Here is a 13,038-nt window from a genome sequence, read left to right on the forward strand (position 1 = left end):
TGACCATCCGCTATTGCAAAGAGGGCGCAATAATGCCAGACCCGATCAGAAGAAGGCGAACCGGTCCGCGTCTGACCCTCCCGGTCCACACGGGACGGCAGGGGTCTTGCCCGGCCCGCGACCCTCGTGCCATATATGTCTAGACCTTTAAAGCGGTTCGAGAGCCGAGGAAGGCCCCTCCGTGCGACGCAGCGCCCCCACGCTCGCCCTCTGCCTGGCCCTGACCGGCCTGGCGGCGTGCACCGCGTCCGATGACCAGGCCCCTCCCGCCCCCGCCGGGCTGACCGCCCGGGCGGGCAGCGCCACCAGCGTGCACGTCATGTGGGACGCGGCGGCGGACGGCGACGGGGTGACCGGCTACCAGGTCTTCCGGGCCGGGGAACTGGTGCGGGAACTCCCCGCGGAGAAGACCATGGTGGACGTCACCGGCCTCGCGCCGCGGACCGCGTACGCCTTCACCGTCCGGGCCCGGGACGCCGCCGGGAACGTCTCCGGGACCGGACCCGCCGTCGAGGCGACCACCCCGGCGGTGAAGGCCGAGGACCGCGCGGCCCCCTCCGCCCCGGCCGCCACCACGGGCCGGGCGACCGGGCCCCGGTCCGCGCAGCTGACGTGGACCGCGGCCACCGACGACACGGGCGTGACGGCGTACGACGTCCACCAGGGCGGCGTCCGCATCCACACCGCCGGCCCGGGCGAGACCTCTACCACCCTGAGCGGCCTCCAGCCGGACACCGTCTACACCTTCACCGTGCGGGCCCGGGACGGCGGCGACAACGCCTCCCCCGACGGCCCGGCCGTGGACGTCACCACCCCGCCCGCCGCGGGCGGCGGACCGGGCACCGCCCCCTCGGGGTTCACCGCGACCGCCTCCCCCGGCACGGTCACCCTCTCCTGGACGGCACCGGACACGGGCCGCGAGACCAGCGACTACGAGCTCCACGTCAACGGGCGCCTCACGACGACCGTTCAGTTCGGCGCGGGCGCGGTGCCCGCGGGCCGGGTGGAGCACCGGCTCACCGTGACCGAGCCCGCGGGCACCGTGTGGCGGGTCAAGCTCCGCGCCAGACTTCCCGACGGCAACTGGGGCGCCTTCTCCGCGGAGCGCGACGTCACCCTCGTCCCATGAGATACGACGGCAATTCGCCCTGAACCGCGCGTACGGACCGGAAGATCACGCACAATGCTTCCGTGTTCGGTGAGTACTCGGTCAACAACAATCAGGCAGACCCGGCGGCCGACGGCCATCCGCCAGAATCTGACGCCGTGCCGGGAAACCTGCCGCCGGAATCGGCGAGCTTCGTCGGCCGGGAGCGAGAACTCGGCCTGCTGGACGGACTGTTGCGCGAGCGGCGGCTGATCACCCTGACCGGGGTGGGCGGTGTCGGCAAGTCCCGGCTCGCCCTGCGGGCCGCGGCCCGCGCCCGCCGGGAGCACCCCGACGGCGTCTGGTGGGTCGAGCTGTCGCCGCTGCGCGACCCCCGCCTGCTCACCGCCACCGTCACCCACGCCATCGGCCTCGCCGACCACTCCGCGGCCCCGCTCGACGAGGAGTTGTGCGCCTGGATGGCGGACAAGACCCTGCTTCTCGTCCTGGACACCTGCGAGCACCTGGTGGCCGACTGCCGCCACCTCGTGGGCGAACTCCTGCAGTCCGCACCCGGGTTGACGGTCCTGGTCACCTCCCGGGAGCCGCTCGGCTCCCCCGGCGAGCGGGTCGTCGACGTCCGCCCGCTGCCCTGCGAGGGGCCCGACAGCGACGCCCTCGCCCTCTTCCGCGCCCGCGCCCTCACCGCCACCCCGCGGGCGGCCGCCGCCTTCGCCGACCCGGACCGGGCCCGGGTCGCCGCCGACGTCTGCCGGCGCCTGGACGGCATCCCGCTCGCCCTGGAACTGGCCGGCGCCCGCATGCGGCGGTGGAGCCTGGAGCAGATGGCCGAGCGGCTCGGCACGCGGTTCGAGGTGCTCTCCGACAGCCGCACCGAACGGCCGCCCCGGCACCGGACCATGCGGACCGCGATCGGCTGGAGCCACGAACTGTGCGAACCGGTGGAGCGGCTGCTCTGGGCGCGACTCTCGGTCTTCAGCGGGGACTTCGACGACGCCGCCGCCCGCGCCGTGTGCGCGGGCGGACCGCTGCCCGCCGCCCGGGTGGAGCGGGTGCTGGCCGGCCTCGTCGCCAAGTCGGTGGTGCGGCGCACCGAGGAGCGGGGCACCGGGACCCGCTTCCGGATGCTCGACACGATCCGCGAGTACGGGCACGGCTGGCTCGCCGAACTCGGCGAGGAACAACTCGTCGCCGACCGGCACGCCCACTGGTACGCCGCGCTCGCCCGGGCCGCCGACCAGGGCTGGCTGGGCCCCGGCCAGGTGGACTGGTACCGCAGGATGACCGCCGAGCGCGCACAGCTGCGCACGGCCCTGGAGCACCTTCTGGGCACGGACCCGCCGGCGGCCCTGGAGATGGCCGGGGCGCTGTGGTTCTACTGGTTCGCGTGCGGGCACGTCCGCGAGGGCCGGGGCTTCCTGGAACGGGCCTTGCGGGCCGCTCCGCCCGCCGGCGCCGCGTACAACCAGGCCCAGTGGGCGCTCGGGCTCACGGCGATGCTCCAGGGCGACATGGACGTGGCCCGGGAGATCGGCGCCCAGTGCACCAGCGCGGCGGCCCGGCTGGCGGACCCCGAGCGGGAGCTGCGCGCGGCGTACCTGTCGGCGGTGTCGGTCCTGATGCCCGGCGACCCCGTACGGGCCCTCGCGCTGGCCGGACCGCGGGCCAGGGCCGCCCACGGCGGGCGCACCAGCGCCCCCGGCTGGCTGCTGTGCAAGCTGGCCACCGGCTACGCGCTGTGCGACCTGGAGCGGTACGAGGAGGCCACCGCGGAGGCGCGCTCCCTGCGGGAGGCCTGCGCGGAGCTGGGCGAGCGGTGGCTGCGGGCGTACGCGGACTACATCCTGGCGGTGGCCGCGCTGGGCCTGGGCGACTACGGGGAGGCGGCCCGCCACGTACGGGCCATGCTGTCCGGCAAGCGGCTGCTCGGCGACCGGTTCGGCATCGCGCTCGGCCTGGACGTACTGGCGGCGGCGGTGGCCGAGCTGGGCGACGGGGAGCTGGCGGCGCGCCTGTTGGGCACCGGGCACGCCTGGTGGCGCACGGTGGGCCGGCCGCAGATGGGCGGCTCGCCCTCGCTGACGGCCTTGCGGGACCGGGGCGAGCGGCGGGCCCGCGCGGCGATCGGCGACGCCGCGTACGAGGCGGCGTTCCTGGGCGGCGCGGCGGCGCCCACCGGCTGAGCACCAGCCGGTGGGCGGTGTGCGGCGGCGATGGACCGCGTCGGGGCTCCCGTCAGTACGGGAGGGGTCTGCCCGACGGTGTGCGCAGGTCCAGGTCTCGGGGGGCGGGCTTCGGGACGGGCTTGCGGATCAGCTGCTGGCGCATGCTGTCTCCTCGGCTCAGACCAGGGCCGGGCGGCGGGGTTCCACCGTTCGGCCGTCGGGGAGCAGTTCACCGGTGTCGTCGAAGACGACGGCGCCGTTGCACAGCAGGCTCCAGCCCTGTTCGGGATGGAAGGCCACCACGCGGGCGGTCTCGTGGTCGGCGCTGTCTACGGCAGGGCAGGGGGGCTGGTGGGAGCACATGGCGCACCTCCTCGCAGAGTGGGGCGGGAGGGCCGGTGGTCACCCGGTCGAATCCGCGATCCACGGTGGCGGTGAGTATTGCTGATCGCCACCCCCGGGCGGAACCCATATCGGCCGCCCAGTTCACGGTGTGTATGCCCGATTACGATGCGCTCATGCCCGGCATCCGGATCATTCACCGCACATCGCTCCCGCCGGCCGAGGCCTGGCACCGGCTCACGGACTGGGAGCGCCACGGGGCGCAGGTCCCCCTCACCCGGACGGTCGTCTCGACGGCTCCTCCCACACGCGTCGGAACGGTCTTCACGGCGCGCACCGGAGTGGGCGGGGTCACCTTCGACGACCCGATGGAGGTGACCCTCTGGCGTCCCCCGGGCCCCGACGCGGCGGGACTGGTGCGGCTGGAGAAGCGCGGCCGGGTGGTGACGGGCTGGGCCGAGATCGAGGTCCGCCCGCTGCCCGGGGGCGGCACGGAGGTGCACTGGCGCGAGCACCTGCGCCTGCGCGGCCTCCCGCGCCTCCTGGACCCGGTGGTCGACGCGGCGGGCCGGGTGGTCTTCGGGCGGGCGCTGCGCGGCACGTTGCGTCCGCAGGGCCCGGGGCAGGGTTCGCCCCGTCACCACGACCAGTGATCACCGCGCGAGCCGAGGGGATCTCCGCGGCCACCCCGCCACCTCCGCAGCAGGGTCGGAGCGGGCGCCCCTGGCCGTCGGGCAGTGCGTGCGCAATGCGGGACTGCGCGGCCAGGACCTGCGGGTCACGGAGTGCGGTTCGCTCAGCGCCGGGTTCGAGGTCACCCGGCTGCTGGACGCGCCCGGGGGTGACCTGCGCGGACGGCGAGTACATCGTGCGCCTGAGTACGGTCCGGGCGGCCGGACGGCGAGCTGCCTCAGGCCACTGCGCCGAGCCGCTCGGCGGCGGTCCCCGCGCGTGCGCGGAGACCGCCCCCGGGGCCCCGGGCGGGCCGCCCCTAGCGGATCGGCATGTCGGAGATGGTGCGGGCGATCACCAGCCGCTGGATCTCGCTCGTCCCCTCGAAGATCGTGTAGATCGCGCTGTCCCGGTGCATCCGCTCCACCGGGTACTCCCGGGTGAAGCCGTTGCCGCCGAGGATCTGCACGGCCTGGGCGGTGACCTTCTTGGCCGTCTCGCTCGCGTAGAGCTTCGACATCGAGCCCTCCGCCGAGGTGAAGGGCCGGCCCGCGACCGCCATCCACGAGGCGCGCCAGACCAGCAGCCGGGCCGCGTCGATCCGGGTCCGCATGTCGGCGAGCTGGAAGGCGACGCCCTGGTTGTCGATGATCGGACGGCCGAACTGCGTACGGGTCTTGGCGTAGTCCAGGGCGACCTCGTACGCCGCGCGCGCGGTGCCCACCGCCATGGCCCCGACCGCCGGCCGCGAGGCCTCGAAGGTGGCCATGGCCGCGTTCTTCACGCGCTCGCCGCCGCCACCGCTGCGCGCCCGCTCGCGGGCCCGCGCGAGGCGCTCGTCCAGCTTCTCCTTGCCGCCGAGCAGGCAGGAGCCGGGGACGCGTACGTCCTCCAGCACCACCTCGGCCGTGTGCGAGGCGCGGATCCCGTGCTTCTTGAACTTCTGCCCCTGGGACAGGCCGGGCGTGTTCGGCGGCACGATGAAGGAGGCGTGCCCCTTGGTGCCGAGCTCCGCGTCGACGACGGCGACGACGATGTGGACGTTGGCGATGCCGCCGTTGGTCGCCCAGGTCTTGGTGCCGTTGAGCACCCACTCGTCCTTGGCCTGGTCGTACACGGCGCGGGTGCGCATGGCGCCGACGTCGGAGCCGGCGTCCGGCTCGGAGGAGCAGAAGGCGGCGACCTTCACGTCGTTCGCGTCGCCGTACATCTGGGGTATCCAGGTGCCGATCTGCTCCTCGGTGCCGTTGGCGACGACGCCGATGGCGGCGAGCCCGGTGCCGACGATGGACAGCGCGATGCCCGCGTCGCCCCAGAAGAGCTCCTCCATCGCCATCGGGATGCCGAGGCCGGTGGGGTCGAAGAACTGCTGGGCGTAGAAGTCCACCGAGTAGATGCCGACCTTGGCGGCCTCCTGGATGACGGGCCAGGGAGTCTCTTCGCGCTCGTCCCACTCCGCGGCCGCGGGCCGGATCACGTCGGCCGCGAAGCCGTGTATCCAGTCGCGGACCTGAATCTGGTCGTCGTTGAGCTCCATGGTGAACTCCGCCATGTCCCCTCCAGCTGTCTGTTCTCGCCCAAGCGTGTGTTACTAGCGGTAACCCACACGATCGCCACAGTCTGTTACCGGCGAGTAAGCACTGTCAAGCAGAGCCGATCCGGTCCCCGCCCAGGACAGCGGCGACCACCGCGTCGATCACGGGGGTGTGCGGGGTGTTACGTTGCGTGGGCGTCACGCACATCGCAAGGGCGGGGAGAGAAACACCATGGAGACCACGCAGCACGCAGGCGAGCCCGGGGCGGCCGAGCGGCGGCGGCGCGAGCTGCTCGAAGCCGCCGACCGGGTCGTGCTCAGGGATGGCCCGCAGGCCTCCATGAACGCCATCGCGGCGGAGGCCGGCATCACCAAGCCCATCCTGTACCGGCATTTCGGCGACAAGGCCGGGCTCTACCAGGCGCTCGCCGTCCGCCACACCGACGCCCTCCTCGACTCGCTGCGGGCGGCGCTCGACGCCCCGGCGGAGCGCCGCTCCAGGGTGGAGGCCACCCTGGACACCTACCTCGCGGCCATCGAGGCCCGCCCCCAGGTGTACCGGTTCCTGATGCACCCGGCCGAGGACTCGCAGGCCGCCGAGCGCGGCTTCGACGTCGGCCTGCACTCGGCGCCGCTGCTGCGCCGGCTCGGCGAGGAACTGGCCCAGGTGGTCGGCGAGCGCGTGGACCTCGGCCCCGACGACGAACGCCTGGCGCGGATCTGGGGACACGGCATCGTCGGCATGATGCACGCGGCGGGCGACTGGTGGCTCGGCGAGCGCCCGTGCGACCGCGCCGAACTGGTCGCGGGCCTCACCGACCTGCTGTGGGGCCGCCTCGCAACCGCCGGCAACCGGGCGGACGGCCCCGGCTTCTGACCGCGGCCGGCCCCGCCGGCGTTCCGTCCGCCCCGCCGGCATCCGGGGCGCAGGGGCCGGGGCCGAGCCCCGGGACCCGGAGCGGCCCCCGCCGAACGGCGGCGTCGGACTCAGCCCCGCGACGGTCCCGCGCCTGCACCCCAGGGGGCCTTGCGGATCGCCCGGCGCAGGCGGCGGGCCCGCAGTCCCGTGACGCGGTCCGCGTACACGGCGCCGTCCAGGTGGTCGCACTCGTGCTGCAGGCACCGGGCGAAGAACCCGGTGCCCTCGATCCGCACCGCCGCCCCGTCGGCGGTGACCCCTTCGACGACCGCGCGGTCGAAACGGGCCGTGCCCGCCTCCAGTCCGGGCAGCGACAGACAGCCCTCGGGTCCGGTGAACTCCTCCCCTTCGGCCTCCACCAGACGGGGGTTGACGACGTGCCCGACGTGCCGGACGTCCTCGTCGTCGGGGCAGTCGTACACGAACACCCGCTGCCCGACGCCGATCTGGTTCGCGGCGAGGCCGACCCCCTCGGCGGCGTACATCGTGGCGAACATGTCCTCCACGAGCCGGTCGAGCGCGGGCCCGAACTCGGTGACCTCCGCGCAGGCGGAATGGAGCACCGGATCGCCCAGCAGGCTCATGGTGCGGACGAGTCCGGTGGTGCCGGGAATGGGGCGCTGTCGCATGGCCGTAAGGGTACGACGGGCGAATATATGAGGAGATCCGCCGCGTCCCGGGGGCGCCGCGGTCAAGGCTCCGGCATGTACTGGATAGGCTGGGGCCGACCGACGCAAGGAGGACAAGGGACGATGGCAGGCAACACGGAGCCGCTTTCGCCGCGGGCCAAGCTGGCCGTGACGGCGGGCAAGGCCGCGGCGGCGGTGTCGCGGGCCGCGGGACGCGGAAGCGGATCGGTGATCGGGGGCAAGGTCGCGCTCAGGCTCGACCCCGATCTTCTCGGAGCGCTCGCGCAACATCTCGACGTCGTCCTCGTCTCCGCGACGAACGGCAAGACCACGACGACCCGGCTGATCGCCGAGGCCCTGCGGGCCAGCGGTCCGGTCGTCTCCAACGCGCTGGGCGCGAACATGCCGGCCGGCATCACCTCGGCGCTGGCGGGCGGTTCGGACGCCAAGTACGGCGTCATCGAGGTCGACGAGAAGTACCTGGCCGGAGTGGCCCGGGACGTCACCCCCAAGGTGATCGCCCTGCTCAACCTCTCCCGCGACCAGCTGGACCGCGCCGCCGAGACCCGCATGCTCGCGGAGAAGTGGCGCGAGGGCCTCTCGGGCTCCAAGGCGGTCATCGTCGCGAACTGCGACGACCCGCTGATCGTGTGGTCCGCCTCCTCGTCGCAGAACGTGGTGTGGGTCGCGGCCGGCCAGGAGTGGAAGGACGACGCCTGGTCGTGTCCCTCCTGCGGCGGCGTGATGCAGCGCCCGGGCGACGACTGGTTCTGCGGCGAGTGCGGCTTCCGCCGTCCGACGCCCAGCTGGGTGCTCTCCGGCGACCACGTCCTGGACCCGCACGGTTCGGCCTGGCCGATCCACCTCCAGCTGCCCGGCCGCGCCAACAAGGCGAACGCCGCCGCCTCGGCCGCCGTGGCCGCCGTCTTCGGCGTCCCGCCGCAGGTCGCGCTAGAGCGGATGTACCAGGTGCAGGCCGTCGCGGGCCGCTACGACGTGGTGAACTTCCTGGGCCGCGAGGTTCGGCTGCTGCTCGCCAAGAACCCGGCCGGCTGGCTCGAGACGTTCTCGCTGATCGACCCGCCGCCGACCCCGGTGGTCCTGTCGGTGAACGCCCGCGGCGCGGACGGCACCGACACCTCCTGGCTGTGGGACGTGGACTACACGCGCCTGGCCGGCCACCCGATCTTCGTGATCGGCGACCGGAAGCTGGACCTCGCGGTCCGCCTCGAGGTCGCGGGACTGGACTTCCGGGTCTGCGAGACCCTGGACGAGGCCGTGCAGCTGGCTCCGCCCGGACAGATCGAGCTGATCGCCAACTACACCGCCTTCCAAGACGTGCGCCGCCGCGTCGGCAACTAGTACCCATAAGGACACGAGCATGAGCGACAACAGCCTGCGTCTGGTGTGGATCTACCCCGACCTGCTGAGCACGTACGGGGACCAGGGCAACGCCCTCGTGGTGGAGCGCCGGGCGCGCCAGCGCGGCCTGGACGTGCAGCGCGTGGACGTCCGCAGCGACCAGCCGATCCCCACCTCGGGCGACATCTACCTGATCGGCGGCGGTGAGGACCGCCCGCAGCGGCTGGCCGCCGAGCGCCTGGTGCGCGACGGCGGTCTGGAGCGGGCCGTCTCCAACGGGGCGATCGTCTTCTCCGTCTGCGCCGGGTACCAGATCCTCGGCAAGGAGTTCGTCAACGACGTCGGCCAGCGCCAGGAGGGCCTCGGCCTGCTGGACGTGGTCAGCGTCCGCGGCGAGGGCGAGCGGTGCGTCGGCGACGTCCTCGCCGACATCGACCCGCGCCTGGGACTGCCCCAGCTGACGGGCTTCGAGAACCACCAGGGCATCACCCACCTCGGGCCCACCGCACGGCCGTTCGCCCGGCTGAGCATGGGCCGCGGCAACGGCACCGGCGACGGCACCGAGGGCGCGTACAACGACACGGTGTTCGGAACCTACATGCACGGCCCCGTGCTGGCCCGCAACCCGCTGGTCGCGGACCTGCTGCTGAAGCTGGCCCTCGACGTGAACGCGCTGCCGGGTCTCGACGACCAGTGGTACGAGGCGCTGCGCGCCGAGCGCATTTCGGCCGCCACGCAGCCGGCCTAGGCGCCCGCGGCAGCACCCCGGCACCTCGTCGTCGGCCCGGCTCCCCCCAGGTGGGAGCCGGGCCGACGTGCGTTCGCACGACGGCCGGGACCAGCATGTGGAGGATGGTTCAGCCAACCCGGCTTCCACTTGTAGGGTGACGTTTAGTTCCCACCGGACGACGTGGTCCGGTCGTCGGCCCACGTTGCAAAGGTCTCTTCCTGCCATGCGCATAGGTGTGCTCACCTCCGGTGGCGACTGCCCCGGTCTGAATGCCGTCATCCGTTCCGTCGTACACCGCGCCGTCGTCGACCACGGCGACGAGGTGATCGGCTTCCTCGACGGGTGGAAGGGTCTGCTGGAGGCGGACTACCGCAAGCTCGACCTCGACGCGGTGGGCGGCATCCTCGCCCGCGGCGGCACCATCCTCGGTTCCTCCCGGGTCCAGCCCGCGCACCTGCGCGACGGCGTGGAGCGGGCCCGCGGCCACGTCGCCGACCTCGGCCTCGACGCGATCATCCCGATCGGCGGCGAGGGCACCCTCAAGGCCGCGCACCTGCTCGCGGAGGCGGGCCTGCCGATCGTCGGGGTCCCCAAGACCATCGACAACGACATCCCGTCCACCGACGTCACCTTCGGCTTCGACACCGCCGTCGGCGTGGCCACCGAGGCGCTGGACCGCCTGAAGACCACCGCCGAGTCCCACCAGCGCGTCATGGTGGTGGAGGTCATGGGCCGCCACACGGGCTGGATCGCCCTGCACTCGGGCATGGCGGCCGGCGCGCACGCGATCGTCGTGCCGGAGCGCCCCTTCGACATCGAGGAGCTGACGGCGATCGTCGGCGAGCGGTTCTCCGCGGGCAAGCGGTTCGCGATCGTCGTGGTCGCCGAGGGCGCCAAGCCCGCCCCGGGCGGCTCGATGGCCCTGGAGGAGGGCGGCACCGACATGTACGGGCACGAGCGGTTCGCCGGCATCGGCAACCGCCTCGCCGTGGAGCTGGAGCACCGGCTGGGCAAGGAGGCCCGGCCCGTGATCCTGGGCCACGTCCAGCGCGGCGGCACGCCCACCGCGTACGACCGCGTCCTGGCCACCCGCTTCGGCTGGCACGCCGTGGAGGCCGCACACCGCGGCGAGTTCGGCATGCTGACCGCCCTGCGCGGCACGGACATCGTGATGGTGCCGCTCGCCGAGGCGACCTCGACCCTCAAGACGGTCCCGGCCGAGCGGTACGCCGAGGCCCAGACGGTTCTGTGACCGTATGCCCGTTACCGCCGCCCCCGCGCGCAGGAGCGTACGGGGGCGGCACTACTGTGGTGGGGCGCCACAGTCAAGGGAGTGAACAGATGGACCACAGCGGGCACGGCATGGACATGGACATGGACCTGCCGCCGTTCACTCTCGGGCGCGGGCTGGAGTTCTCGTTCGACGCGTTCTTCCTGTTCGGTTCGCTGCTGGGGCTCGCCCTGTACGCGTGGGGCGTGCTGCGCCTGCGCCGGCGCGGGGACTCCTGGCCGCTGGGCCGCACGATCGCGTTCACGCTCGGTGTGCTGACCGTGGTGCTGGTGATGTGCACCAAGCTGAACGACTACGGCATGGTCATGTTCAGCGTGCACATGGTCCAGCACATGGTGATCAGCATGATCACCCCGATCCTGCTGCTGCTCGGCGCCCCTATGACCCTCGCCCTGCGCGCGCTGCCGCCCGCCCCCCGGGGCCGCAAGGGGCCGCGCGAGCTGCTGCTCATGCTGCTGCACAGCCGCTACATGCGGGTGATCACCCACCCGGCGTTCACCATCCCGATGTTCATCGCCAGCCTCTACGGCCTGTACTTCACCCCGCTCTTCGACTTCCTCATGGAGAGCCGGACCGGGCACATCGCGATGATGCTGCACTTCCTCGCCGTCGGCCTCGTCTTCTTCTGGCCGATCATGGGCATCGACCCCGGCCCGCACCGCCCCGGCTACGTGATGCGGATGCTGGAGCTCTTCGCCGGCATGCCCTTCCACGCCTTCTTCGGAATCGCCCTGATGATGGCGAGCGAGCCGATGATCAAGACGTACGCGAACCCGCCGGCCTCCCTCGGCATCGACCCACTCCTCGACCAGCAGTGGGGCGGCGGCATCGCCTGGGCCTTCAGCGAGATCCCCTCGGTGCTGGTGCTGATCGCGCTCGTCTACCAGTGGTACCACTCCGAACAGCGGGCCGCGAAGCGCTCCGACCGGGCCGCGGACCGCGACGGCGACCAGGAGCTCGCGGCGTACAACGCGTATCTCGCCTCGCTGCAAGCGCGTGGCCAGTAGCGCGGGAGCGCCTTCGCGCGCCACCATGGGGCATGACCGGATCCGTTAAGGCTATGGCCGTCACGACCTTCGCCGCTCTGGTGGCCGTAGCCGCGTACTCCGTGGCCCTCGGCAGCAACGGCTGGCTGTGGTTCGGCTGGGTGGTGCTGGGGCTGCTGACCGCGGGGATGGCCGCTTCCCGCGGCGCCTGAACGCCCGACGGCCGCGCGCCGTCCGGTGACGTTCCCCCGCGGCGGGGCCCGGCGCCCCGTTCCCGTGTGCACCGTCCTGCCCTGCGAACCCCTGTGCCCCGGTGGATCCACACGCCCCGGCCGCGGCCTGCGGGACCCCTGCGCGCGCCTCGGGGCCACTGCGGCTCCGGGAAGCGGTGGCCGGATGGAGGACGACCGGTGCGCTCCGTCCGCGGACGGTCCGTGCCCGCCCCGTGACGGGGTGTCGGACGGCCCCTAGACTGGATCTTTTCCGTGATTCCCGCATGTCCGGCCCCGGCCGGCGACAGGAGCGACCTGGTGTTCTACCACTTGCTCAAGCACGTGCTGCTCGGTCCGCTGCTGCGGCTGCTCTTCAGACCGAGGATCGAGGGCCTGGAGAACATCCCGGAGGAGGGGGCCGCGATCATCGCGGGCAACCACCTGTCGTTCTCCGACCACTTCCTGATGCCGGCGATCCTGAAGCGGCGGATCACCTTCCTCGCGAAGGCCGAGTACTTCACCGGCCCCGGGGTCAAGGGCCGTCTCACCGCCGCCTTCTTCCGCAGCGCCGGGCAGATCCCCGTGGACCGCTCGGGCAAGAACGCCGGGCAGGCGGCGCTGCGCGAGGGGCTGGGCGTGCTGGCCGAGGACGAGCTGCTCGGCATCTACCCGGAGGGCACCCGCTCGCACGACGGGCGGCTGTACAAGGGCAAGGTGGGCGTGGCCGCGATGGCGCTGGGCGCGGGCGTGCCCGTCGTACCGTGCGCGATGGTCGGCACCTTCGAGATCCAGCCCCCCGGCCAGAAGATCCCGAAGATCAGGCGGGTCACGATCCGCTTCGGCGCGCCGATGGACTTCTCCCGGTACGCCGGACTGGAGGGCGAGCGGACCGTCCTGCGGGCCGTCACGGACGAGATCATGTACGCGATCCTCGAACTGTCCGGCCAGGAGTACGTCGACCGGTACGCGGGCGACGTCAAGGCCGAGGAAGAGGAGGAACGGAAGAAGGCCCGGCGCCGGTCGCGCTGAGCCTCCTCCCGTACGACCGGACCGGGGGGCGGGTCGCCGGGCCCGCCCCCCGGAGCGGG

Annotated in this window: 13 protein-coding genes; 10 read left to right on the forward strand and 3 right to left on the reverse strand. The window is 73.0% G+C overall.

Features of this window, described 5'->3' with window-relative positions:
* Positions 1 to 181: 181 nt before the first annotated feature.
* A complete protein-coding gene (locus ACFWTC_RS23530) occupies positions 182 to 1,129 on the forward strand; it encodes a fibronectin type III domain-containing protein (RefSeq protein ID WP_384028367.1) in 948 nt (315 codons plus the stop codon).
* Between the two features lie 62 nt (positions 1,130 to 1,191).
* Positions 1,192 to 3,291, forward strand: a complete 2,100-nt coding sequence (locus tag ACFWTC_RS23535; protein ID WP_384074531.1) for an ATP-binding protein — start codon at positions 1,192 to 1,194, stop codon at positions 3,289 to 3,291.
* A gap of 159 nt (positions 3,292 to 3,450) precedes the next feature.
* On the opposite strand, the gene ACFWTC_RS23540 is transcribed toward ACFWTC_RS23535, so the two are convergent.
* Positions 3,451 to 3,636 carry a DUF5999 family protein gene (locus ACFWTC_RS23540; RefSeq protein ID WP_267839760.1) on the reverse strand — a complete coding sequence of 62 codons (186 nt, stop codon included), beginning with the start codon at positions 3,634 to 3,636 and terminating at the stop codon, positions 3,451 to 3,453.
* A gap of 155 nt (positions 3,637 to 3,791) precedes the next feature.
* On the opposite strand from ACFWTC_RS23540, the gene ACFWTC_RS23545 reads away from it, so the two are divergent.
* Entirely contained in the window at positions 3,792 to 4,268 is a 477-nt protein-coding gene (locus ACFWTC_RS23545) for an SRPBCC family protein (protein WP_384028365.1), read from the forward strand.
* A 338-nt stretch (positions 4,269 to 4,606) separates the two neighbouring features.
* Here the strand turns inward: ACFWTC_RS23545 and ACFWTC_RS23550 are convergent, their stop codons facing one another.
* Positions 4,607 to 5,839: an acyl-CoA dehydrogenase family protein gene (locus ACFWTC_RS23550; protein ID WP_383916158.1), complete on the reverse strand. Its 1,233-nt coding sequence runs from the start codon at positions 5,837 to 5,839 to the stop codon at positions 4,607 to 4,609.
* A gap of 214 nt (positions 5,840 to 6,053) precedes the next feature.
* Between ACFWTC_RS23550 and ACFWTC_RS23555 the strand changes: the two genes are divergently transcribed.
* A complete protein-coding gene (locus ACFWTC_RS23555) occupies positions 6,054 to 6,698 on the forward strand; it encodes a TetR family transcriptional regulator (protein WP_384028363.1) in 645 nt (214 codons plus the stop codon).
* Between the two features lie 110 nt (positions 6,699 to 6,808).
* Here ACFWTC_RS23555 and def read toward each other — a convergent pair whose 3' ends face one another.
* The gene (gene def, locus ACFWTC_RS23560; protein WP_384028362.1) at positions 6,809 to 7,369 is read right to left on the reverse strand and encodes a peptide deformylase; all 561 of its coding nucleotides are present in this window, start codon (positions 7,367 to 7,369) and stop codon (positions 6,809 to 6,811) included.
* Between the two features lie 123 nt (positions 7,370 to 7,492).
* Here def and ACFWTC_RS23565 point away from each other — a divergent pair, with 123 nt between their 5' ends.
* From ACFWTC_RS23565 to ACFWTC_RS23590, 6 genes are all read left to right on the forward strand, one after another.
* A complete protein-coding gene (locus ACFWTC_RS23565) occupies positions 7,493 to 8,731 on the forward strand; it encodes a MurT ligase domain-containing protein (RefSeq protein ID WP_383916164.1) in 1,239 nt (412 codons plus the stop codon).
* 19 nt (positions 8,732 to 8,750) lie between these two features.
* A complete protein-coding gene (locus tag ACFWTC_RS23570; RefSeq protein WP_383916166.1) occupies positions 8,751 to 9,479 on the forward strand; it encodes a type 1 glutamine amidotransferase in 729 nt (242 codons plus the stop codon).
* A 205-nt stretch (positions 9,480 to 9,684) separates the two neighbouring features.
* Positions 9,685 to 10,713 (forward strand): 6-phosphofructokinase, encoded by a 1,029-nt coding sequence (locus ACFWTC_RS23575; RefSeq protein ID WP_383916168.1) that lies wholly within the window; start codon positions 9,685 to 9,687, stop codon positions 10,711 to 10,713.
* A gap of 89 nt (positions 10,714 to 10,802) precedes the next feature.
* Complete coding sequence (locus ACFWTC_RS23580) at positions 10,803 to 11,759, forward strand: cytochrome c oxidase assembly protein (RefSeq protein WP_383916170.1); 957 nt, start codon at positions 10,803 to 10,805, stop codon at positions 11,757 to 11,759.
* 53 nt (positions 11,760 to 11,812) lie between these two features.
* A complete protein-coding gene (locus tag ACFWTC_RS23585; protein WP_384074535.1) occupies positions 11,813 to 11,950 on the forward strand; it encodes a hypothetical protein in 138 nt (45 codons plus the stop codon).
* Between the two features lie 318 nt (positions 11,951 to 12,268).
* Entirely contained in the window at positions 12,269 to 12,979 is a 711-nt protein-coding gene (locus ACFWTC_RS23590; protein ID WP_383916172.1) for a lysophospholipid acyltransferase family protein, read from the forward strand.
* Positions 12,980 to 13,038 lie beyond the last annotated feature (59 nt).

The sequence above is a fragment of the Streptomyces sp. NPDC058619 genome, assembly GCF_042717785.1.
In the GTDB taxonomy this organism is placed as follows: Bacteria; Actinomycetota; Actinomycetes; order Streptomycetales; family Streptomycetaceae; genus Streptomyces.

Coding starts and splice junctions, on each gene's coding strand:
- ACFWTC_RS23575 (WP_383916168.1), top strand. CDS start 9,685: ATGCGCATAGGTGTGCTCACCTCCGGTGGCGACTGCCCCGGTCTGAAT.
- ACFWTC_RS23565 (WP_383916164.1), top strand. CDS start 7,493: ATGGCAGGCAACACGGAGCCGCTTTCGCCGCGGGCCAAGCTGGCCGTG.
- ACFWTC_RS23545 (WP_384028365.1), top strand. CDS start 3,792: ATGCCCGGCATCCGGATCATTCACCGCACATCGCTCCCGCCGGCCGAG.
- ACFWTC_RS23540 (WP_267839760.1), bottom strand. CDS start 3,636: ATGTGCTCCCACCAGCCCCCCTGCCCTGCCGTAGACAGCGCCGACCAC.
- ACFWTC_RS23585 (WP_384074535.1), top strand. CDS start 11,813: ATGGCCGTCACGACCTTCGCCGCTCTGGTGGCCGTAGCCGCGTACTCC.
- ACFWTC_RS23570 (WP_383916166.1), top strand. CDS start 8,751: ATGAGCGACAACAGCCTGCGTCTGGTGTGGATCTACCCCGACCTGCTG.
- ACFWTC_RS23555 (WP_384028363.1), top strand. CDS start 6,054: ATGGAGACCACGCAGCACGCAGGCGAGCCCGGGGCGGCCGAGCGGCGG.
- ACFWTC_RS23580 (WP_383916170.1), top strand. CDS start 10,803: ATGGACCACAGCGGGCACGGCATGGACATGGACATGGACCTGCCGCCG.
- ACFWTC_RS23550 (WP_383916158.1), bottom strand. CDS start 5,839: ATGGCGGAGTTCACCATGGAGCTCAACGACGACCAGATTCAGGTCCGC.
- def (WP_384028362.1), bottom strand. CDS start 7,369: ATGCGACAGCGCCCCATTCCCGGCACCACCGGACTCGTCCGCACCATG.